Origin of the sequence: Lancefieldella parvula (assembly GCF_963547875.1) — a bacterium.
Lineage (GTDB): Bacteria > Actinomycetota > Coriobacteriia > Coriobacteriales > Atopobiaceae > Lancefieldella > Lancefieldella parvula_D.
Genome location: NZ_CAUUSI010000014.1, coordinates 1 through 21,395, shown reverse-complemented (window position 1 = coordinate 21,395; position 21,395 = coordinate 1). Strand labels below are relative to the sequence as shown.

Here is a 21,395-nt window from a genome sequence, read left to right as displayed (position 1 = left end):
AATACGTGTTTCGATGAAAGGAAGGTTATGGCAACTCTGAAAGAAGTTAAGGTGGGGGAGAGTTGCACGGTTGCTGCGCTAAAGGGTGTAGGCGCCGTGAAACGTCGCATTATGGACATGGGCCTTACTAAGGGCACTGAGGTTTACGTCAAAAAGGTAGCACCACTGGGAGACCCAATTGAGCTCACAGTTCGTGGCTACGAGCTTTCTATCCGTAAGGATGAGGCTGCAAGCATTGAAGTAGTAGACGTTCACAAGGTAGAGGAAGCCTAATGGCACAAAAGACTATTATTGGTCTTGCAGGTAACCCAAACTGCGGTAAGACCACCCTATTCAATGAGCTTACGGGCTCAAACGGTTACGTCGGCAACTGGCCTGGCGTTACCGTCGAGAAGAAGCAGGCAAACTGGCGTGCCGATAAGGACGTCACCTTTGTCGACCTTCCTGGTATTTACTCTCTGTCTCCTTATTCACCTGAGGAGCAGGTATCTCGTGACTACCTCATTAATGAGCGCCCAGACGCCATTATTGACCTTCTCGATGTTACCAACCTGGAGCGTAACCTCTATCTGACTACTCAGATTCTTGAGGCTGGTCGTCCAGTTGTCCTTGGTCTTAACATGGTTGACCTGCTCAAGGAGTCCGGTGACGTCATTGATACCAAGGAGCTTTCCAAGCAGCTTGGTGTTGAGGTTATTGAGGTTTCTGCACTTCGCAAAAAGAACATTGACACTCTGGTAAAGACGGCAATTAAGGCCGGCCAGGAGGGAACTCCTGCTGAGGGTGTTAAGTGCTTTACCCCAGAGGTTGAAGAGGCTCTTGGCAAGATTGCTACTGCAATCGAGGGCCTTGCTCCTGCAACTCTTTCTCGTTGGTACTCCATTAAGGTCTTCGAGCGCGATGCAAATGCAATTGCTCCTCTTAACCTTTCTGCCGAGAAGACCGCTGAGCTTGAGAAGATCATTGCTGCAGTTGAGCAGTCTCGTGACGACGACGCTGAGTCCATCATTACTTCTGACCGTTATGAGTGGATCGCTGGCGTCATGGCGGCTTGCGTCAAGAAGGCTCCAAAGCAGCTGACCACTTCCGAGAAGATTGACCGCGTTGTTACTAACCGTATCCTCGGTCTTCCAATCTTCGTTATCATCATGGCTCTTGTGTACTTCATCTCCATCTCTACTGTTGGTACGGGAGCTACTGACTGGGTCAACGACAACCTGTTTGACAAGGGTTTCCACTTCATGGGTATCGGCGACGCCGAGTACAATGAGGCAAAAGATGAGTTTGACTCTCATCACTATGGTGACCAGATCAACGCTTATCTCAACGCAGCTGACGAGGCTGGTATTGATACCACTGAGGTTCGTGCTGCAATCGAAGCTAAACAGTGGGATTCTGACGCTATCACCAGCTTCGAGGCAGAGACTGCCAAGAAGAACGTTGTTGCTCTGAGCGCACCAGTTCATGACGAGGATGGCAACTTCGTTGATACTGACGACAATCCTCTTAAGCTTGACGCTGACGGCAAACCAATTCTTGCTGAGGGTCAGGAACTCCAGACTCTTGGTGGCGTAACTGCCGCTGGTTTTAAGACTGCTGTTGAAGGCGCTGCTACTGAGCCAGATGCTTCCCAGTATGGCATGTATGTCCCAGGTATTCCTGATCTTGCTCGCGGTGCTCTTGCAAGTGCTGGCGCAAGCCCCCTTGTCACTAGCCTTGTAGTTGACGGTATTATTGGCGGCGTTGGCTCTGTCCTTGGCTTTATCCCACAGATGCTTGTTCTGTTTATCATGCTGTGCTTCCTTGAGGACTGCGGTTACATGAGCCGTGTTGCCTTTGTTATGGACCGCGTGTTCCGTCGCTTTGGCCTGTCCGGCAAGTCCTTCATTCCACTTCTGATTTCTTCTGGCTGTGGTGTTCCTGGCGTTCTTTCTACTCGTACCATTGAGAACGAGAAGGACCGCCGTATGACTGCAATGCTCACCACCATGATTCCTTGCTCTGCAAAGCAGCCAATCATTGCTTTGGTTATGGGTGTTCTTATTGGTGGCTCTTCTGCTTGGTGGGTTGCTCCTGCTTTCTACTTCCTTGGCGTTGCAATGATTGTTATTTCTGCAGTCATGCTGAAGAAGACTAAGGCATTTGAGGGCGAGCCTGCACCATTTGTTATGGAGCTTCCTGATTACCACATGCCTTCTATCAAGTCTTGGGCAATGCATGTTTGGGAGCGTATCTCTGCATACATCCTTAAGGCTGGTACCATCATCTTCGCAGCGGCTATTGGTATCTGGGTTCTTTCCAACTTTGGTTGGGCAACCTGGGATGGCGCAAACGGCGTCTTTGGTTACCTTCCAGGCATTGAGGGCGCTCCTGAGAATGTCATGGACTTCTCCCTGCTTGCAGCTGTTGGTGGTTTCATCGGCGTTATCTTTGCCCCTCTTGGATTTGCAAACTGGCAGGCAACTGCAGCTTCCATCTCTGCTCTGATCGCAAAAGAGAACCTTGTTTCTACCTTTGGTGTTCTCTACGGTCTTGGTGATGCAAGCGAGAAGTCCGTTACTATGTGGTCTGGCTTCGCTGGTATGTTCACCGATGCTGGTGGCATTCTTCACGTTGGTGCAATGTGCGCATTTGTTGCATTCAATATGCTTGACGCACCTTGCTTCGCTGCAGTAGGTTCTATTCGTCGACAAATGAACGACTCTAAGTGGTTCTGGTTTGCTATTGGCTATCAGTGCGTATTTGCATGGATTGTTGGCCTGATGATCAATCAGTTCTGGGAGTTCTTTGTCCTTGGTTCCTTTGGTGTGTGGACTGTTATTGCCTTCATCTTCTTGGCGGCAATTCTCTTCCAGCTCTTCCGTCCAGCTCCAAAGTGGGATAAGAAGGACGATAAGATCCTAACCAACCTTACCGAGGTTGCAAAGGCATAAGCTACTACTAGCTGAGTATGCTGACCTGATCCCCCGCACCAATTCGGTGCGGGGGATTTTGTTTATGTTTATCTCGGACTTTCTTGATATAAGATAAAAATCCATAGATATGTAAACTTAGTCTAACTTTTTGTAGAGTTTACGAAATTAGATAAAAAAACTGAAAAGATTCTTGTAAGTTTCCCTCGGTTAACTTACTATCTTTTTAAGCAATTTACTTGCTTGCTTTATTCAGGTTCCCGTAGCTCGGAGAAAGACCCTCTCCCTTTCTTGCGAGCGTAGAACACGAGCCGCTGACTCTGGGTGTCAGCGGCTCGCCCCTTTTTAGGATGTATTTACTTGTGTTTAGTGCAAGCCTCTGTCTTCTTCATGTTCAGAAAGATCGCTTGTATCGCGGTCCAAAAGAACCGAGACGTTCATGTCAGGGTAGGCTGCTTCTACTTCATGAATAATATCGTGGACGATTTGCTTACCGTCATAGCCAAACTCAATGACTGTGTCAAAGGCCATAAATTGATTTTCAATGTCAGCAATAAAACCATGAACTTGAAGAACACCTTCATGAGCTAAAGCCATCTCAGTCACTTCAGTACGCATTTTTACAATGCGATTATCGGTAGTGTTTCTCGCATAAATACCAATAGCAGCAATGATTATTTTGCCTGATGTCTGTTTGTAAATCTCTGTACTCAGACGCCTAGTCATCGTATCAATCTCAATAGCTGAAGTGGTATCAAGAACCTCAGTATGGAATGAGCCTACAAATCTGTCTGGGCCGTAGTTGTGGATAATAAGATCGTAAACACCCTCAGCGTCTGGGTCTTCTTTCACAATGTCATAAATGAGTGTTGAAAGAGCTGCATCGGGACGCATGCCAATAATTTCTTTAATGGAGCCCTGCAACAGCTCAATTGAAGCTTTAATGATAAACACAGAGATAATAACGCCTACATATGCCTCAAGGCTAATTTTTGTAAAGATAAAGATAAGCGCAGCTGTTAAAACAGAAGTGGAGAGTGTAGCGTCAAAAAGTGCATCTGAACCCGATGCAATAAGGGTGTCGGAGTTTACGCGATTACCTACAGAGCGGACGTAGTGACCCAAAATAATCTTTACGAGCACAGCTACTGCAATGATGACTAAAGATAGGGGACTATAGTCTGGAGTAACAGGATCCATGATGCCTTGGATGGATTTGATAAATGAAGAAATGCCTGCATACATAATAATTGCGGCAATTATCGTTGTGGTGATGTATTCGATGCGTCCGTGTCCAAAGGGGTGCTCGCGATCAGCTTTTTTGTTAGAGAGTTTTGTTCCCACAATGGTAATGATTGATGAGATTGCATCGGAAAGATTGTTCACTGCATCAAGAGTAACAGCAATTGAGTTAGACAAAATGCCTACGACAGCCTTAAATACCGCAAGGGCAACATTAGCTGCAATGCCAATGGCGCTAATGCGTATAATGGCGGTTTCACGTTCAGAAGAGGTTATAGTTACCTGTGATTGGGTCATAGTAAATCTAGCTTTCTGTAACGTTAGAGAGAACTTTTAAAAGCAATCGTTTAAGCTCAGCGCCTTCTTCGGGCAAGAGATTAACGCATGAGCCAATCTGATGTGGGACTATTTGCATTTCTCGCCTAAGGTCTTTGCCTTTTTGGGTAAGAGAAACAATCAGCTGACGTCCGTCTTTACCTGTTTTTTGACGCAGTACAAGGCTCTTCTCCTCAAGTTTTTTAAGAAGTGGAGTCAAGGTGCCTGAATCAAGAAATAAAAGCTCACCTAAGGTCTTGACATCTAAGGATTCATGTTCCCAAAGCGCCATCATGGCAATGTATTGTGTATACGTTAGATTAAAGGGCTTAAGTAGCGGAGTGTATCTTCGCACCACTTCTTTTGAGGCACTGTAGAGCGGGAAACAGAGCTGGTTTTTGAGGAGAAGCTCGGGGATATCGGGGGAGTTGTCGAGTGTAGAAGTGCCGCTAGCAAAAGTGCTAGCGGCCGCAACGGACTGTATTTCTTTTTGAGAAGAACTCATGAGTAAATCGGTCCTCTAGCCTTACGCAAGTAGGCTTTTAATTGCAGACTCAACTTCTGCCATATCGGTGGTTGGCTCAAAGCGTGCAACAACGTTTCCCTGACGGTCTACAAGGAATTTAGTGAAGTTCCACATGATGTAAGCCTTGTCACCAAACTTCTTGTTGTTTGCCTTTGCAAATTTATCTAGCGCAAGGGCTTTGATGCCCTTACCAAAGCCTTGGAAGGGGAAAGCTGTTGCAAGACGCACAAAGAGAGGATTTGCAGTCTCTCCGTTGACGTCGCCCTTCTTGAACTGTGGAAAATCGGTGCCAAATTTCATAGTGCAGAACTGGTGAATCTCTTCATCGGACTCTGGGGCTTGGTCTGCAAACTGATTGCAAGGGAAGTCTAAAATCTCAAAGCCTTGATCTTTATAAGCAGCGTAAATGCGCTCAAGATCCTCATACTGTGGGGTAAAACCACAGCCAGTTGCAGTGTTGACAATTAGAAGGACCTTACCGTCAAATGAGGAGAGGGAAGTAAGAGATCCGTCACGCTCTTCTACGGAGAGGTCATAGATGTTGGTGTTGGCCATGATGTTCCTTTCAACGAGCCGCGGATTGTTCGAAGCATTGGATGGTTTTGTGTATTGGGTAGTGTACCCCGTTTGGATTAGCTTAACACAAATAAATTGTGTACAATTTAAATTTCATAGTATGAGCATAGAGGAGGTGTTATGTTTCATTAATTTGTTAATCCAAATGAACATGATATCAAATATTTAAGTAACGCCTTAGAGCAGCTTCTTCACAAAATTTATATGTACACCATGGCTAACCATAGGAAACGTTTTCGCAGGTAAGAAATTACTTGTGTACAATTGTTTCATTAGGATAACCAATTAGTAATGATTTTCACTTGTTTTCTCGTCAAAAAACCCGTATCTTCAATATGTCATTAACCGATTAATTTGCAAAAAGCAGATGGGGGATTTCTATGAAACTGAACAATTGGTGTCTCGCAGCCGGTGGTGCTGCACTTGCTGGCGTTGTTGCTGGTCTTGCTTCTAACGGCACTCTTCACAAGGCAGCTGTCAAGGCAACTGCATGTGGTCTTCGCGTCACTGACCGTGTTTCCGCAGAGACTCAGAACGTCGTTGACGAGGCTAACGACGTTGTCGCAGAGGCTCGCCGTGAGTCCAAGATTGACGCTGCAGTTCGCGCTCGCCTTGCTGAGCTCGAGGAGGGTATCCGCGCTGAGGTTACCAAGCAGGTCGACGCAGAGGGCGCACAGGCATAATTCATGCGCTTTACAATTACTAATGAAATCTCAGGTCGCATTCGTGCAAAATGCGACCTGGGTCATATTGATGAGGCTGAAGCCCGTGGTATTTCCTATGAGCTGATGCGTGTTGACGGAGTTCGTCACGCTGAAGTTCACATGGCAAACGGCTCTCTCTTGCTAAGGTTTGATCCTCTCAAGAGAGATCAGGTACTTGCGGCTGTTGGCGCTTTTGATGTCTTGAACTTGCCACGAGAAGAAGAGGCAGGACTTGAAGACTTCTGCAGCTCAATTGAGATGGCACTTGAGAACAATCGTTTCCAGATGGAGGTTGTGACCACATTTGCACGCCGCTGGATTATACGTTTTTTGCCACTGCCTGCAGTTGCTAACTACGCTTACGTTATTCTCCGCGCCATTCCATTTGTCGTGGAAGGCGTTAAGCGCCTGTTTAAGAAAGAGCTGACCGTTGAGGTTTTGGACGCAACTGCTATCACCACTTCAATTCTAAGAAATGAGTGGGCAGATGCATCTACGGTCATGTTCTTGCTTGAGCTGTCTGCTGCTATGGAGAACCACGTGGCAAGCCGAGCACGTCTTGCACTTCGTGATGGCCTAATCACTCGTTCTGAGAACGTCTGGGCTCGTATTGACGGCAAGGACGTTATGATTGCCCTTTCTGAGGTTGAGAAGGGTATGATTTTGCACCAGCGCGCTGGTGGCGTTCTTCCTGTTGACGGCAAAGTTGTTGAAGGCATTGGCCAGATGAACGAGGCCGCCATGACAGGTGAGTCTCGCCTTGTTACCAAAGAGCCTGGCTCAACCGTTTACGCAGGCACCGCCCTTGAAGACGGTGACCTTATGGTAAGCGTCACTGCTCCTCCAGGAATGTCTCGTATCGACAATATTGTTGATATGGTTGAGCAGTCTGCTGAACTTAAGGCTGGCGCACAGTCTAAGGCAGAGCGCCTTTCTGATGCATTGGTTCCTTACAGCTTCCTCGCCTTCTTTGGTATTTGGGGCATTACCCGAAACATCACTAAGGCTATGACCGTTCTTATGGTTGACTATTCCTGCGCCATTAAGCTTTCCACTCCTGTTGCAGTGGGTAGCGCAATGGATGAGGCAGCTAAGTTTGGCATGACGGTTAAGGGCGGAAAATACCTCGAGAAGATCGCTGCTGCTGATCTTATCGTCTTTGATAAGACCGGTACGCTGACAAAGGCAGTTCCACATGTTGAGTGCATTGTCAGCTTCTGTGGTCGCACCGAGGACCAGCTTCTGCGTCTTGCTGCATGTATTGAGGAGCACTTCCCACACAGCATGGCTCGAGCAATTGTGAACGAGGCAAAGGTACGTGGCCTCAAGCACAATGACGAGTTCCACGCAGAGGTTAAGTATGTTGTTGCTCACGGTATTCGTACCAAGGTTAACGACAAAGAGGTCTGCATTGGCTCAGCTCACTTCATTTTTGATGACGAGAAGACCCCAATGCCCGAGGGAATTCAAGACGACCTTGCACAGATTGCTCCAACCTCGTCCATTATCTTTATGTCCGAGGATTCAAAACTTATTGCAGCAATTTGTATTACCGATCCTGTAAGGGAAGATGCAGCAGCAACTATTACGCAGCTCCGTGCTCTTGGTGTTAAGCGTATGGTTATGTTGACTGGCGACTCAGAAAACGTTGCAGCAAGTGTTGCTAAGAAGCTTGGTCTTGATGATTATGTGGCACAGATTCTCCCAGAGGATAAGTGCGAGTATGTTAAGAAGTTCCAGCAGGAGGGCTACACCGTTGCAATGGTAGGCGATGGTATTAACGATTCACCTGCACTAGCCGTATCTGATGTTTCACTGGCTCTGTCTGATGCAACTGATATTGCTCGCGCAGTTGCGGATATTTCGATTAAGAATGATTCGCTTGAATCGCTGGTAATCATGCGTCTTTTAGGCCAGCAGGTAATGAAGAGGATTCACGCCGACTATCGTACGATTGTTGCGCTGAACAGCTCTTTCATTGCTGCAGGCGTTGCAGGTCTTATTACCGTAAGTGCTGCTGCATATATGCACAATCTTCTGACACTTATGGTAACGCTTGCAAACACAAGGTCACTACTTACCACTGCAGCTCATAACCCTAATGTTCCTTCTGAGGTAAAAATGCTTTTAACTGAAGGACAAGCTGTCTAGAACGCACTTGCGCGTCAACAAAGCGCTTTTTTAGATCGCGTTAAAGCTCCCGTTTCTTATTTGTAAGAGGCGGGAGCTTTTTTCTGCTTGAATTGTCAAAAAGTAAAAATATTTTGAGTTTTCTCTTGCATTTAGTTAGCTATGGCTTACACTTTAAATAGTTAGAAGAGGTTAACTTGTTAAGGTTTTTATATAACAGGAGCTAGTTCTAACAAAATTGCTTTATCAGCCCGGAACCTTTCCCCTCTCCAAGGGTCCGGAATCCAGGCGCCGTCGGCTCCCTTTTAGTCGACGGCGCATTTTTAAGAAGGGAGCAAGTACGGTATGGATTGTCTTACTTCTTTTGAGAATTCATCGCTCCTAGACGTTCCTTCTCCCTATACCTATTCTGCTGATAAAAAGCCTGTTTTTAATGAGGGTAAGAGAGCGTATGCTCCCGAGCTCTGTCATGATTTTGCAACAACATTTGTTCGCTGTGCTGCTGGTGTTATTGCTCACGTTAAGCCGGCCGCGCTCTTTTCATTTGCTTCTCATAAGTCTTGTAGCTCTTGTGCAAGTCTTGTCTGCACTGATCCAACGTTGAGGTCATTTCTATGCAACGCTACTCACGAGCTCTCATTGTTTGGGGTAACGCTTCTTGCTACCTCTGCTATTTCTGGCGGAAAGGTGACGTTTGTTGCCTATAGACCTGAGCTTGTTGAGGATATTCTCGCCAAATCAGAGCACTGTGAGTTTCTGGCTGCCTTTGGCCATTCCACTGAGTCCGTACAGGCGTTGATGAAGAGCATGCGTTCAAGAATTTTTGCTTTTCATGCAAGAAAAGCTGCGTTTCCGCACGAGATTGGACTGGTACTGGGCTATCCACTTGCTGATGTTCAGGGCTTTATGAATGGACAGTCTGAGCTTTTTACTGGTGCTTGGAAAGTCTATGACAACACGGAAGAAACTCGCCTTCGTCTCGAGAGACTTAAAGATGCAGAAGACCAGTGTAAGCATCGTTTTTATCAAGGAGAATCTTTAGCTCAGATTCTCTCATCGTATGGCAATACCAAGAAATGTCAGGTTGCATAAGGGGTGTGCTTGGATTTCTTGTTGAGGTATTGAAAGTAATGTGTAGTTTTCCAGGGGGAACCTGGACACAGAAGGAGGAAATGTATGAGTAAAGTAGCAGTTGTGTATTGGTCCATGACGGGCAATACTGAGGCAATGGCAAAAGAGCTTGCAAGTGCTGCAGACACCGAGGCTATTGAGTCTTCTGAGTTCTCTGCAGATATGTGCGATCAGTACGATGCATTTGCTTTTGGTTGCCCTGCTATGGGTGACGAGGAGCTTGATCCTGATTTTGAGGAGCTCTTCAACGATTGCGCTGGCAAGCTTGGTCAGAAGCCAACCGCTCTCTTTGGTTCTTACGACTGGGGAACCGGCGACTGGATGGAGACTTGGAAGCAGAATGCTGAAGCAGAGGGTGTCAACGTTGTTGAGACCTTTATCTGCAACCTTGAGCCAGATGACGATGCTCTTGAGGCTCTTCGTGGTCTTGGCGCAAAGCTTTCTGCTTAAGCTGCATTACGATTTTTGCTGTTGCTGTAAATTTTGCGAGAAAAACATCATTTTTTGAATAATCTAGAAAATGGTGGGTAGTAAAACAGCAACAGAAAGGAAGTTTGTATGTCACCAATCAATATTATTGTTATTCTTGCTGTTGTAGCGCTTTGCGGTTTTGCGGTTTATCGTGTTTACGGAATTGCTGCAGGTAAAAAAGGCTGCTGCTCTGATGAGGGAACAGGCGTTACTACCTGTAACACAGAGCAGATTTCTGCTGCAGATGGTCCAGAAGACAAAGATGAATCTCATTACCCTTATGTTCAGACCTTTGAGATTGGTGGTATGACTTGCCAGAACTGCGTCAATCATGTGACTCGAGCTCTCGATAGTATTGAGGGAACATGGGCGCAGGTTACTCTAGCTGGTGGTCAGGCACGTATCCTCAGCAAAAATCCAATTGATGTCGATGCGTACCGAGCTGCCGTAGAGAAAGAAGGCTACCGTCTTCGTGCGTAAGCACAACAAGATCTTCTCGCAAGAAACAAACTTTGAAGAAATTTTGTAAAACTTGCGTAATAGCTGTGCAAAGTAGCGCTCTTTGGCTTGTTTAATCAGCCGAAGAGCGCTATCCTATTGCCCGTATGGCGTCAAGCTATGCACTGTATCTGTTGGCCCCCGAGAGCATGTAAGTTTCCGAGTAGAGAAGCCCACGTATTGGCACTCTGGCAGCAACCATGTTGACCGGGGCCCCGTTTTGGAAGGGGTCCACCTTTGAGTGAGATTCAGAACTCGTCCATCTTCTCTTTGGATGAAATTTCCGATGAGGAAATGAACAGCCTGATCGACGGCACTGTCACTGATTTTGATGAGGGAGATCTTGTCAACGGCACCGTCGTCAAGATTGAGCGCGATGAGGTCCTCGTAGACATTGGCTACAAGTCTGAGGGCGTTATTCCTGCTCGTGAGCTTTCTATTCGTAAAGACGTTAACCCTGCAGAGGTCATCTCCCTGGGTGAGGACGTCGAGGCTCTTGTTCTCCAGAAAGAGGACAAAGAGGGCCGTCTGGTTCTTTCCAAGAAGCGTGCTGAGTACGAGCGTGCTTGGAAGGCAGTTGAGGATAAGTTCAACGCTGGTGAGACCGTTGAGGGCGAGGTTATCGAGGTTGTTAAGGGCGGCCTGATTCTTGACATTGGCCTCCGTGGCTTCCTGCCTGCATCCCTTGTTGACCTCCGTCGTGTCAAGGATCTTGGTGCATTCATGGGCACTCGTATTGAGGCTCGTGTTATCGAGATGGATCGCAACCGCAACAACGTTGTTCTTTCTCGCCGTATTGTTCTTGAGGAGGCTCGTAAGGCAGAGCGTCAGGACATCCTGGGCAAGCTCCAGGTTGGCATGAAGCTCAAGGGTACTGTTTCCTCCATCGTTGAGTTTGGTGCATTTGTTGACCTTGGCGGCATTGACGGCCTGGTTCACATTTCCGAGCTTTCTTGGAACCACGTTAACCACCCATCTGAGGTTGTTAAGGTTGGCCAGGAGGTTGAGGTTCAGGTTCTCGACGTTGACCTTAACCGTGAGCGTATCTCCCTTGGTCTTAAGCAGACTTCCGAGGATCCATGGCGTGTACTTGTTTCCAAGTACCCAGTTGACGCTATCATCGAGGGCACTGTCACCAAGCTTGTTACCTTCGGTGCATTTGTTGACCTTGGCAACGGCGTTGAGGGCCTCGTCCACATCTCCGAGATGGCTAAGCAGCACGTTACTGCTCCATCTCAGGTCTGCAAGGTTGGCGACGTTGTACAGGTAAAGGTCATGGAGATTGATCTTGACCGTCGTCGCATCTCCCTGTCTATGAAGGCAGCTGCAGAGACCCTTGGCATTGACATTGAGGTCACTCCACTTCCAGAGGAGGAGCGTGCAGCAGCAGAGGCAGCAGCAGCTGAGGCTGAGGCTGATCTTGAGGCTCACCTTGTTGAGTCTGAGGCTAACGCACAGGCAACCGAAGAGGCTGCAGAGTAGAGCACTTTGCGCATCTAGAGATTTGTCAAGAGACGTCATCGAAAGATGACGTCTCTTTTTATGTAAGTAACAAATATCTCCATTCCTTCAACAGGGTGTTAATGCGAAAATATAACGCTAAGTTTTTATTCTGAGGAGGAATACGCCTATGACATCAAAGATGCAGGGCCGCAGTTTTCTTGCTGTTATGTTTGCATTTTTGGCAGCTTTAATCTTTATGCCAAATATTGCATACGCTGCAAGTAACAATTCGTTCTATAACGGCACTACTACTAACGTTTCTCCATCTGTGAGTGCAGACGGCCTTATTGAGCGTTCTATTTACTTTACAGATGCTTCTGGTCAGACATCTAACTACGCTTATAAGGATAATGACACCACTCAGATGAACCGCTCCATTGTAGATATTGATAAGTATCAGAATCTGCAGGCAGTGGTAAAGATTACCAACATCTCTTCATCTCCAGTTTCTGTAAACGAGGTTATGCAGCTGCCACTTACTTACTATGTCAGCTCAAGCCCTAATCCTGATTTGCGTGCAACTGGATTTACCTTCTCATCAACTAATACAGCAACTGCAATTAACCTGAACATTAGTGGACTGAACGGTGGTTCTGGCTCTCAGCCTGCAGCTAATGCTTATGCTGCATACCAGACAGCTGGTCAGGACAATGCTGAGATGCGTTCCATTTCTATTTCTGGTACCCTGGCTGCTGGTGAAACCATTACACTTACCGTTCCTCTGACACTTACCAATGGCTCTACTCTCAATCTGTACGGTACCAACTATGTGGGTCTTACCCAGTATCTGCTTGATCACAGAACCTCTTACGGAAACCCTCGTGTTTCAGTCAGGTTTGCAAGGCAGGTTTTGGAAGAGGGAACAAACAATTCCATTCTTAGCAGCAATAAGAAATATCTGGGCGTAATTATTAGGCCTGACGGTAGCTATTACGCTATCCCACAGGACGAGTGGAATTACATGCCAACTATTTCTGCAAGTGATATTCACGTTGACAATATCCTGTATGAAGATCGCCACAGCGCAACGGAGAACGATGCTCTGTATACCGGCGGTGCGTACTACATTGATTTGACCAACATTAAGAATGCCATGAGGGATTATGGCTATTCAGTTCATACTGGAAATTCCAATAGGGGACTGTACCTCAATCTTCCTGGCTGGCAGCTTGCTGTTGATAATGACCTTACTGATGATGTGTATCAGGAGTATTCGTACACTTCTCTTTCTAGCGGCAACCTTGTCATCAATGCTTCTGAGAACTCAACTGATGAGCTTGATCTTAACAATGGCGTTATTACTCCTCTTTATACAGAGCTTAGGCAGGTAGTCACGGCACACGACAGCACTATTACCGCTAACCAGGATTCCTGGACTATTCTTGATAACCTTGATGCTATGGTTGATCACAGCGCTGGTCAGGTTACCCCTGCTGCTGGTTCTGCTGACGCTCGCGTTAAGGTTGTTGATCAGAGCGGTACAGTTGTACTTGATACAGCAACAATGGATGCAGCAACTGTTGCTCAGAAGGCAGAAGAGATTTCTAAGACTTCAGGTGCATACTCCGTCACCTATTACTATTACTTCAATGGTAATGCTGCAGCTGCAGGCAATGACTACGAGGCAGCAAAGACGGTTACCCTAACTGTTGAGTCTGATACTCCAACTCCAACACCAACTCCAGCTCCAGAAGAGCCTTCCAATCCTGCTTCTCCTGTAAAAGAGAAGAAGACAAAGAAGAAGAAAGCACAGCTTCCTAATACGGGAGAAGAGCTTCTGGTAATGCCTCTTATGGTTATGGGTGGAGCTGCTTTGACAGCCGCTGAACTTATGAAGCGTAAGCACTAAGACAGAGAGTGCTCTCGTTACATGCATTTGTATTGGCAGGTATCTCTTTAGTACCTGCCAATATTTTTATGGAAAAATGGACAACTGTCCAAAAATGCTTAGTCAATATTTATCTTTGTATATAGGTAAATCCTATATGATTTGACAAAAGATGCAGGTAAATAGATTTTGCTGTTATCGTCGCAATTTAATGTTTCATGTCTATTTCATCCTAGGTATATATAGGTAGATGCTGGTAATTGTTTTGTATAGTTATCTGACCCCAGCAGGGTTGTCTTATAAATCGTTTTAATAAGAAAGAAGGGTTAACATGCTGGAGAACTCACTAAGCCGTCGTAATTTTTTGAAGGCATCAGGTATGGTAGCGGCTGGTGGTGGCGCATCTATGATGTTGGCTGGCTGCAATCCTTCCTCCACTGATACTCCTCAGGCATCTGATAAGAAGAAGATTCTTCGCTATGGTTCTGCAAACTCTAAACAGGGCCTTGATATGCAGCGTGCAAACAACTCACAGTCCGCATGTGTTGCAGACTCTGTTTGCGAGTCTTTGCTTCGTTGGACTGAGGATAACGAGCTTGTCACATGTCTGCTTAAAGAGATTCCAACCTTTGAGTCTGACGGTCTTACTCTTAAGTGCGAGCTCAAAGAGGGCATTAAGTTCCACGACGGTACTACTTTGACCGCAAAGGATGTTAAGTACACCTTTGAGCGTATGTTTAAGCCAGAAACTAAGGCTCTCTCCACCAGCTTCTTTGACAAGATTAAGGGTGCTCCAGAGATGCTTGCCGGCAATGCTACTGAGCTTGAGGGCCTGACTGTTCAGGATGATACTCACTTCACCTTTACGCTTTCTGAGCCTTACATTGTTTTTGTAAGCGTTCTTGGTATCTCTTACGCTTGCATTTTCCCAGAGAAGGCTTGTGAGGCTGCTGGCGCTGATTGGGGTACTGGTACTAATCTTATTGGTACTGGTAAGTACAAGATTAAGAGCAATGATGACACTACCGAGGTAGTTCTCGAGCGCTTTGATGACTACCACGATGGCAAGCCTGCTCTGGATGAGATTCGTATTCACTACTACGATGACTCCAACACTCAGCTGCTTGCATTCAAGAACAACGACATTGACTTCTGCGATCTTCCATCTTCTCTGTATCAGCAGTATTCAAGCGATGCTGACGTCAAAGATCTTATCACTGCATATCAGACCCTTGGCGTTAACTTCATCAACCTTAACCTCAAAGAGGGTCTGGGTCTGACTGACCCTAAGGTTCGTCAGGCACTTTCTCTGGCAATCAACCGTCAGGAGCTTGTTGATAACATTGCTTCTGGTAACGGTACCGTTGCAAGTGGTTGGCTCGCACCAGCAACCCCTGGTTACGACAAGAGCGCACCTGCATTTGCATACGATCCAGAGAAGGCTAAGTCTCTGCTTGCTGAGGCTGGTGCATCTGACCTTAAGCTTTCTGCAAAGGTTAGAAAGTCTTACGAAAAACTCCTTGTTGCTGTTCAGGAGTACTGGAGCAAGGTTGGCGTTACCCTTGATGTTCAGGTAGAGGACAACGCAGTCTGGAATACTGACTGGGCTGCTGGTAACCTCCAGATTACTACCCTTGCTTGGTATCCACTGTTTGCCGATGGTGACCAGCACCTGTACACCTACTTCTACAGCACTAACGCTGCAAAGAAGTCTTCCTTCTACAACAACCCAGAGTTTGACAAGCTTCTTGTTGAGGGTCGCTCTGAGTCTAACAAGGATAAGAGAACAGAGGATTACAAGGACGCAGATAACCTGCTCACACGTACAGACTTTGCTACACTTCCTCTGTATTGGCCAAAGAACTCCTTTGTCGCTAAGAAGTACGTCAAGAACGCTAAGGTTGGAAACTTGATTTATCACTTCTTTGATGTCGATATTGATACATCTAATTCCGATTACACCGTTCCAGAGGACTAAGTAGCAAACTTGCTATAAACTTTAAAGCGGCATCTAAGATTCTTGGATGCCGCTTCATTTTCTTGAGGGGAGAGGAGCTCAGGAGTGAGATCGTTTCTAATCAAACGAATCCTTCAAGCAGTGAGCGTTGTAGTTTGTATTTCTGCTTTAACGTTTTTTGTCTTGAATATTGTCCCAGGTGACCCAGTACGAGTCATGATGGGCGATATGGCTGATGAGGCTACTGTTCAACAGGTCCGTCACACCATGGGTCTTGATAAGCCAATTCCAGAGCAGTACGCAAACTGGTTTGTAAAAATGCTTGGTGGAGATTTTGGAACTTCTTACACTCAGAAGCGACCTGTCATTGCACTTCTGACTAAGGCTTTGGGAGTTACGCTACGCTTAGCAGTGTTTGCGTATCTTTTTGCCATAGTATTTGGTCTTTTGATGGGTATTCTCGCCGCAGTAAACCATGGAAAATGGCTTGATAGAACCCTTATGTCAGCTGCAATCTTTGGTATTTCTGCCCCTTCATTCTGGGTGGCATTAGTACTGCAGATCATTTTTGCTATGACGCTTAAGTGGTTCCCGTTGTCTGGTGTTAAAACGCCATCCGCGTACGTTCTTCCTGTTATTGCGCTGGGCTCTCGTTACGCAGCAAGTATTGCCCGCGTTACCAGGACCAGCATGCTGGACGTATTAAATCAGGACTACATTAGAACCGCTGAAGCTAAGGGCTTAAAGCGCTCCGCTATTGTTTTGAAGCACGCGCTCAGAAATGCTCTGATTCCAATCATTACCATTGCTGGATCTCAGCTGGGAGACATTCTTACTGGTTCCATCATCATTGAGCAGATTTTTAATATGAACGGTATGGGTAAGTTGCTTATTGATGCAATTAATGCTCGTGACCTGCCGCTGATTCAGGGTAGTGTCATGTATGTGGCAATTATCTGCGTTGTGATTTATTTGCTTGTTGATATTTTGTACGCGGTAGTTGATCCACGCATTCGTCTTGGAGAGGAGGCATCAGAGTAATGGCTTTGTTTACAAGTGATAAAAATAGCGAGAAGGTCCAAAAGACTGAAGCTGTACTTGAGGATGCCGCCAAGGCTCAAGAAGAGGAGCAGGCTGCCACGGGAAAGGTCCGTGCTCAGAGCTACTGGCAGGTTAGCTGGAACATTTTTAAGAGGAACAAACTGGGCATGATCTGCTTAGGCATTGTTTTGGCCCTTGCGATTATTGCAATTCTTGCTCCTGTGATTGCTCCTTACAGCTACAAGGATCAAAACCTTGCAATTATGAATCAGAATCCAACGTTTGCACATCTGCTTGGCACCGATGAGTACGGCAGAGATATCCTTTCTCGTATCATCTATGGCTGCCAGATTTCTCTGTCTGTTGGTATTATTTCGCAGGCTATTGCCCTCTTTATTGGCTTTGTTGCGGGAGTTGCAGCCGGATATTATGGCCGTTGGGTTGATGCAGTTGTTTCCTTTATCATTCAGGTTTTCTCCAGCTTCCCATTCTTGCTTTTTGCAATTTTGATTATGTTTGTTATGGGCCCAGGTCTTATTAACCTCTATATTGCACTGGGTCTTCTGATGTGGACAACTACGGCAAGGCTGATTCGAGGCGACGTCATGCGCCTGAAGAATTCTGAATACATTCAGTCTTGTATTTTGTCTGGTGGTAACAGCTTCCGCATCATCATGAAGCATTTACTTCCTAACTGCATTTCTACGCTGATCGTTGTTTCTACCCTGGGTATTCCAAGTGCAATTCTTTCTGAGGCAACGCTTTCGTTCTTGGGATTGGGCGTTCAGCCACCTGATGCAAGCTGGGGTCAAATGATTGCAGCTTCTCAGCCATTCCTTGAATCACAGCCTATCTACAGTATTGCTCCAGGTATTGTCATCATCATTACGGTTATGTCTTTTAACTTGCTTGGCGATGCTCTGCGCGACGCCCTTGATCCAAAGATGCGTTCTTAGAAAGGAGGTTACGTTTATGGCAGAAAATACAGATGCAACATTTGAGCATGTCATTGAAGGTCCAAATGGTCAGGCTGTACAATTTTGCAGCCTTGAGGAGCGCCGACTTGCACAAGAAACTGCTCAAAAGGAGCGAGAAGAGCAGTGCAAAAAGAACGTTCTTCTCGACGTTAATCATCTTGATGTTACGCTTTTCACCGAAGATGGCGCACTTCCTGCAGTAAGTGACCTCTCGTTTATTATGCGTAAAGGCGAGACTCTTGCGGTAGTAGGAGAGTCTGGCTGCGGTAAGTCCATGACGGCATTGTCAGTCATGGGATTGCTCCCTACACCTCCTGCGCAGATTACGAGCGGAGAAATTATTTTTGAGGGAACTGATTTAACGCAGCTTCCTCGTGGTGGCATGCGTGACTTCCGCGGTAATCACATCGGAATGATCTTCCAGGAGCCTATGACCTCCTTGAATCCTGTTATGAAATCTGGTCTTCAGATTCGTGAGGGCATCCTTGTTCATAATCCCAACATGAGCAAACAGGAGGCAGATCAGAAGGCCCTTGATATGATTAAGCTGGTGGGCATTCCTGCACCAGAGAAGGTCTTCTCGTCATATCCACATGAGCTTTCTGGTGGTATGCGTCAGCGTGTCATGATTGCTATGGCACTAGCTTGCCAGCCATCACTGCTTATCTGCGACGAGCCAACAACCGCTCTTGACGTAACGGTTCAGGCACAGATTCTGCAGATTATTGATCGCATGAAGCAAGATCTGGGGACCGCCGTCATGCTTATTACGCATGACATGGGCGTTGTTTCCGAGATGGCTGACTGGGTTCTTGTCATGTACGCTGGTCATCGCGTTGAGTATGCGCAGTCTGCAGAGCTTTTTACTAACCCTCTGCACCCTTATGCTCAGGGCTTGATTGCGTCCATTCCATCGTTTGACGAGCGCACCAAGGAACTCTATGCAATTCCTGGTAGCGTTCCTATGCTTTCTCATATGCCTTCTGGCTGCCCGTTCCATCCACGTTGTCCGTTTGCTAAGGACATTTGTAAGAAACGTCGTCCTGGCTTGACTGCTGTTGGTGAAGACAATTGCCATACTGTCAGCTGTTGGAAATACACTGATGAGTGGGGTGAGTAGTCATGGCAGAAGAGAAGAACACAGACGTCAAAGACCTTTCTGGCGAGAAAACCATCTTGTCCGTAAAGAACTTGGTTAAGCGATTCCCCATCAAAAACGGGGTATTTGGTCGTTCTAACGCTTCCGTTCATGCTGTTGAGGACGTTTCGTTTGAGCTCAGGCGCAAAGAGACCTTGGCCATTGTTGGTGAGTCTGGCTGCGGAAAATCTACTACTGGCAAGTGCGTACTGCGTCTCACTGAGCCAACCTCTGGTACGATTGAGCTTGATGGGGAAGATTTCACCTCACTTAAGGGAGAAGACCTCAAGCGTGCTCGTCAGAAGATGAAGCTTATCTTCCAGGATCCTTACAGCTCACTGAACCCTCGTATGACGGTCATGGATATCATTGGCGAGCCTATTGATATTGCAGGCACCTATAAGACAAAGGCAGAGCGTGATGCTCGCATTGAAGAGGTTATGGAGGAAGTTGGCCTTAACCTTGAGTTCAAGTACCGCTACCCTCACGAGTTCTCGGGCGGTCAGCGCCAGCGTATTGGTATTGCTCGCGCTATTGTGCTTGAGCCAGAAATTGTTGTCTGCGATGAGCCTGTTTCTGCTTTGGACGTTTCTGTTCAGGCCAAGGTAATCAACTTGCTTGAAGAGCTTCAGAAGGACCACGGTCTGGCATACATCTTTATCAGCCATGACCTTTCCGTTGTTCGCCACATTGCTGATACTGTTATGGTCATGTACCTGGGTCACCAGATGGAGTTTGCCACCAAAGACGCCCTCTTTGAGCGTCCTTTGCACCCATACACTCAGGCACTTTTAGACGTTATTCCTCGTATTCGCCACGAGCGTATCCAGGAAAAGCGCATTCTTCAAGGCGATGTTCCAAGCCCTGCTAATCCACCTTCAGGTTGCGTATTCCACACGCGCTGCCCTAAGGCAATGAAGGTTTGCTCCGAGCGCATTCCTGAGCGCATCGAGGCTGAGCCAGGTCACTTCTGCGCTTGCCACCTGTACAACGCATCTCTCTCCGATGCTGAGCGTACACCACAGGTGGCTCACGCTATTGAGGCGGCTCAGAAGGCCGTAGAAGAAGCGCGCCTTGAGGAGAAGATTTCCGAGTAGCGCATCTTATTGTCGTGTCTTAAAACGGCATACAAACACAAAAATGGCGAGAAGACCAATTGATCTTCTCGCCTTTGTTTTTGGGTGTAGGAAACCTTACTTCTTCTGAACCTTATCGAAGTGAGGGTTAACCAGAACGCTGAGGCCGGTAAACTCTGGCTTCAAGACGTAAGGCATTTGTGGCCAGTCAATAGGCAAGCAAGCATAGTCTGTGTGAGTCATAAGACTATCTGCCTGGCGAGTGAGGTCAAGGACCTTATCATTGTCGTTAATGGTTGAACGAGCCTGGTCAACAAGGCTGTCAAACTCGGTGCTGTTGTAGAAGGAAGACTTCTTTGCGGCGCGGTCAGAGCGGAAGTAGGAGCCCATGTGCTCAACACCCTGGAAGGAGAGGGTAGACCAGGTAACAAGAGTGACTTCAAGATCACCGTTAGTACGTGCGTCGCTCCAAACACCAGAGTCAATAACGCTTACGTTACAGGTAACGCCAATCTTGGACCAAGCATCCTGAAGGGCAACCATGAGGTTTTGATCCTGGCTTCTGACCTGTGCGTTAAGAGTGAGGTTAGAAACACCAGCCTCTGCAAGAAGTTGCTTTGCCTTGTCTACGTTGTACTCAAACTCTGGAGCGGACTCGTTGTAGCCGGTCTCAGAAGATGGGATAAACGACTTAGCAGGCTTTGCAACACCAGAAAGAATGGTGCTACAAATGGTGTCTCTATCAATTGCCATAGAGAGTGCCTGACGAACACGAACATCCTTGAGGTTCTCGCTCTTGAGGTTCAAATTTACAAACTGCGTGGAAGCTGGGGTGTAGTAAACAATCTCTTTGGAAATAGACTCATCATTTTGGTACTGCTGGATAAGAGACTGAGAAATAAAGACCAGGTCAACATCATTGTTCTTGTAGTTAAGAATACGAGTATTGGCATCATCGATGTAAACAAATCTGAGCTCATCTAGGCCAGGCTTGCCCTCATGGTAGTCAGCAAATCCCTCAAGAACAACCTCAGTAGTGCTGTCGTTTGAAACAAGCTTATAAGCGCCAGTACCAATGAAGTTGGTCTCAGTACCCCATGCCTCACCGGCTTCTTTGCAAGCCTTCTCTGGGTAGATAACAGCGTAGAACTGAGCCATAATTGCATTAAAGGTTGAATAAGGCTGAGTCAGTTTGATGTCAAAGTGACGGTCATCCTTAATAACAACACCAGAAAGTTCCTCTGTTGTGCCGGCAATGATGTCTTTAGCACCCTCGATGTATGCGTACGAGTCAATTGAGGTTGCCTTAGTAGCTGGCAAGAACATACGCGTCAAGGTGTATTTAACGTCAGAGGACTTAAGGGTCTCTC

The 21,395-nt window shown here is 46.7% G+C and carries 18 protein-coding genes; 14 read left to right on the top strand and 4 right to left on the bottom strand.

The genetic code is table 11. The features are described from left to right. Window positions 1-27: 27 nt before the first annotated feature. Window positions 28-273, top strand: a complete 246-nt coding sequence (locus RWJ96_RS05625; protein WP_311409584.1) for a ferrous iron transport protein A — start codon at window positions 28-30, stop codon at window positions 271-273. Beyond that, window positions 273-2,933, top strand: coding sequence for a ferrous iron transporter B (locus RWJ96_RS05620; RefSeq protein ID WP_314019384.1), 2,661 nt, complete (start codon window positions 273-275; stop codon window positions 2,931-2,933). The genes RWJ96_RS05625 and RWJ96_RS05620 overlap by 1 nt, the downstream gene beginning before the upstream one ends. Window positions 2,934-3,278: 345 nt before the next feature. Here RWJ96_RS05620 and RWJ96_RS05615 read toward each other — a convergent pair whose 3' ends face one another. From RWJ96_RS05615 to RWJ96_RS05605, 3 genes are read right to left on the bottom strand one after another with little or no spacing between them, the layout of a single operon-like run. Continuing rightward, complete coding sequence (locus RWJ96_RS05615) at window positions 3,279-4,451, bottom strand: cation diffusion facilitator family transporter (protein WP_314019383.1); 1,173 nt, start codon at window positions 4,449-4,451, stop codon at window positions 3,279-3,281. A 7-nt stretch (window positions 4,452-4,458) separates the two neighbouring features. Next, window positions 4,459-4,974, bottom strand: coding sequence for a MarR family transcriptional regulator (locus tag RWJ96_RS05610; protein WP_314019382.1), 516 nt, complete (start codon window positions 4,972-4,974; stop codon window positions 4,459-4,461). Window positions 4,975-4,995: 21 nt separating this feature from the next. After that, a complete protein-coding gene (locus tag RWJ96_RS05605) occupies window positions 4,996-5,550 on the bottom strand; it encodes a glutathione peroxidase (protein WP_035427344.1) in 555 nt (184 codons plus the stop codon). A 401-nt stretch (window positions 5,551-5,951) separates the two neighbouring features. Between RWJ96_RS05605 and RWJ96_RS05600 the strand changes: the two genes are divergently transcribed. The 12 genes from RWJ96_RS05600 (at window position 5,952) to RWJ96_RS05545 (ending at window position 20,046) form a co-directional block, all read left to right on the top strand. Beyond that, on the top strand, window positions 5,952-6,254 hold the full coding sequence (locus RWJ96_RS05600) for a hypothetical protein (RefSeq protein ID WP_035427342.1): 303 nt from the start codon (window positions 5,952-5,954) through the stop codon (window positions 6,252-6,254). A gap of 3 nt (window positions 6,255-6,257) precedes the next feature. Then, window positions 6,258-8,426 carry a heavy metal translocating P-type ATPase gene (locus tag RWJ96_RS05595; protein ID WP_314019381.1) on the top strand — a complete coding sequence of 723 codons (2,169 nt, stop codon included), beginning with the start codon at window positions 6,258-6,260 and terminating at the stop codon, window positions 8,424-8,426. Window positions 8,427-8,750: 324 nt separating this feature from the next. Further along, a complete protein-coding gene (locus tag RWJ96_RS05590) occupies window positions 8,751-9,497 on the top strand; it encodes a DUF3793 family protein (RefSeq protein WP_314019380.1) in 747 nt (248 codons plus the stop codon). A gap of 84 nt (window positions 9,498-9,581) precedes the next feature. Further along, window positions 9,582-9,986, top strand: coding sequence for a flavodoxin domain-containing protein (locus RWJ96_RS05585; protein ID WP_035427338.1), 405 nt, complete (start codon window positions 9,582-9,584; stop codon window positions 9,984-9,986). Between the two features lie 108 nt (window positions 9,987-10,094). After that, on the top strand, window positions 10,095-10,487 hold the full coding sequence (locus RWJ96_RS05580) for a heavy metal-associated domain-containing protein (RefSeq protein WP_314019379.1): 393 nt from the start codon (window positions 10,095-10,097) through the stop codon (window positions 10,485-10,487). A gap of 255 nt (window positions 10,488-10,742) precedes the next feature. Continuing rightward, complete coding sequence (gene rpsA, locus RWJ96_RS05575) at window positions 10,743-11,987, top strand: 30S ribosomal protein S1 (protein ID WP_035427334.1); 1,245 nt, start codon at window positions 10,743-10,745, stop codon at window positions 11,985-11,987. Between the two features lie 148 nt (window positions 11,988-12,135). After that, a complete protein-coding gene (locus RWJ96_RS05570) occupies window positions 12,136-13,857 on the top strand; it encodes a hypothetical protein (RefSeq protein WP_314019378.1) in 1,722 nt (573 codons plus the stop codon). Window positions 13,858-14,167: 310 nt separating this feature from the next. Then, window positions 14,168-15,814: an ABC transporter substrate-binding protein gene (locus tag RWJ96_RS05565; protein ID WP_314019377.1), complete on the top strand. Its 1,647-nt coding sequence runs from the start codon at window positions 14,168-14,170 to the stop codon at window positions 15,812-15,814. Between the two features lie 84 nt (window positions 15,815-15,898). Beyond that, complete coding sequence (locus RWJ96_RS05560) at window positions 15,899-16,834, top strand: ABC transporter permease (RefSeq protein WP_314019376.1); 936 nt, start codon at window positions 15,899-15,901, stop codon at window positions 16,832-16,834. After that, window positions 16,834-17,790, top strand: a complete 957-nt coding sequence (locus RWJ96_RS05555; protein WP_314019375.1) for an ABC transporter permease — start codon at window positions 16,834-16,836, stop codon at window positions 17,788-17,790. The genes RWJ96_RS05560 and RWJ96_RS05555 overlap by 1 nt, the downstream gene beginning before the upstream one ends. Before the next feature lie 16 nt (window positions 17,791-17,806). Next, on the top strand, window positions 17,807-18,931 hold the full coding sequence (locus RWJ96_RS05550; RefSeq protein ID WP_314019374.1) for an ABC transporter ATP-binding protein: 1,125 nt from the start codon (window positions 17,807-17,809) through the stop codon (window positions 18,929-18,931). A gap of 2 nt (window positions 18,932-18,933) precedes the next feature. Then, window positions 18,934-20,046, top strand: a complete 1,113-nt coding sequence (locus tag RWJ96_RS05545) for a dipeptide ABC transporter ATP-binding protein (RefSeq protein ID WP_314019373.1) — start codon at window positions 18,934-18,936, stop codon at window positions 20,044-20,046. Window positions 20,047-20,142: 96 nt separating this feature from the next. Here RWJ96_RS05545 and RWJ96_RS05540 read toward each other — a convergent pair. Continuing rightward, the coding region (locus RWJ96_RS05540; RefSeq protein ID WP_314019372.1) for an ABC transporter substrate-binding protein at window positions 20,143-21,395 on the bottom strand (1,253 nt) is incomplete at its 5' end.

Excerpts from the sequence above, each read along its gene's own strand:
- RWJ96_RS05565 (WP_314019377.1), top strand. The coding sequence starts at position 14,168 with ATGCTGGAGAACTCACTAAGCCGTCGTAATTTTTTGAAGGCATCAGGT.
- RWJ96_RS05625 (WP_311409584.1), top strand. The coding sequence starts at position 28 with ATGGCAACTCTGAAAGAAGTTAAGGTGGGGGAGAGTTGCACGGTTGCT.
- RWJ96_RS05550 (WP_314019374.1), top strand. The coding sequence starts at position 17,807 with ATGGCAGAAAATACAGATGCAACATTTGAGCATGTCATTGAAGGTCCA.
- RWJ96_RS05595 (WP_314019381.1), top strand. The coding sequence starts at position 6,258 with ATGCGCTTTACAATTACTAATGAAATCTCAGGTCGCATTCGTGCAAAA.
- RWJ96_RS05580 (WP_314019379.1), top strand. The coding sequence starts at position 10,095 with ATGTCACCAATCAATATTATTGTTATTCTTGCTGTTGTAGCGCTTTGC.
- RWJ96_RS05570 (WP_314019378.1), top strand. The coding sequence starts at position 12,136 with ATGACATCAAAGATGCAGGGCCGCAGTTTTCTTGCTGTTATGTTTGCA.
- RWJ96_RS05590 (WP_314019380.1), top strand. The coding sequence starts at position 8,751 with ATGGATTGTCTTACTTCTTTTGAGAATTCATCGCTCCTAGACGTTCCT.
- RWJ96_RS05545 (WP_314019373.1), top strand. The coding sequence starts at position 18,934 with ATGGCAGAAGAGAAGAACACAGACGTCAAAGACCTTTCTGGCGAGAAA.
- RWJ96_RS05610 (WP_314019382.1), bottom strand. The coding sequence starts at position 4,974 with ATGAGTTCTTCTCAAAAAGAAATACAGTCCGTTGCGGCCGCTAGCACT.
- RWJ96_RS05615 (WP_314019383.1), bottom strand. The coding sequence starts at position 4,451 with ATGACCCAATCACAGGTAACTATAACCTCTTCTGAACGTGAAACCGCC.
- RWJ96_RS05620 (WP_314019384.1), top strand. The coding sequence starts at position 273 with ATGGCACAAAAGACTATTATTGGTCTTGCAGGTAACCCAAACTGCGGT.
- RWJ96_RS05600 (WP_035427342.1), top strand. The coding sequence starts at position 5,952 with ATGAAACTGAACAATTGGTGTCTCGCAGCCGGTGGTGCTGCACTTGCT.
- RWJ96_RS05555 (WP_314019375.1), top strand. The coding sequence starts at position 16,834 with ATGGCTTTGTTTACAAGTGATAAAAATAGCGAGAAGGTCCAAAAGACT.
- RWJ96_RS05585 (WP_035427338.1), top strand. The coding sequence starts at position 9,582 with ATGAGTAAAGTAGCAGTTGTGTATTGGTCCATGACGGGCAATACTGAG.
- RWJ96_RS05605 (WP_035427344.1), bottom strand. The coding sequence starts at position 5,550 with ATGGCCAACACCAACATCTATGACCTCTCCGTAGAAGAGCGTGACGGA.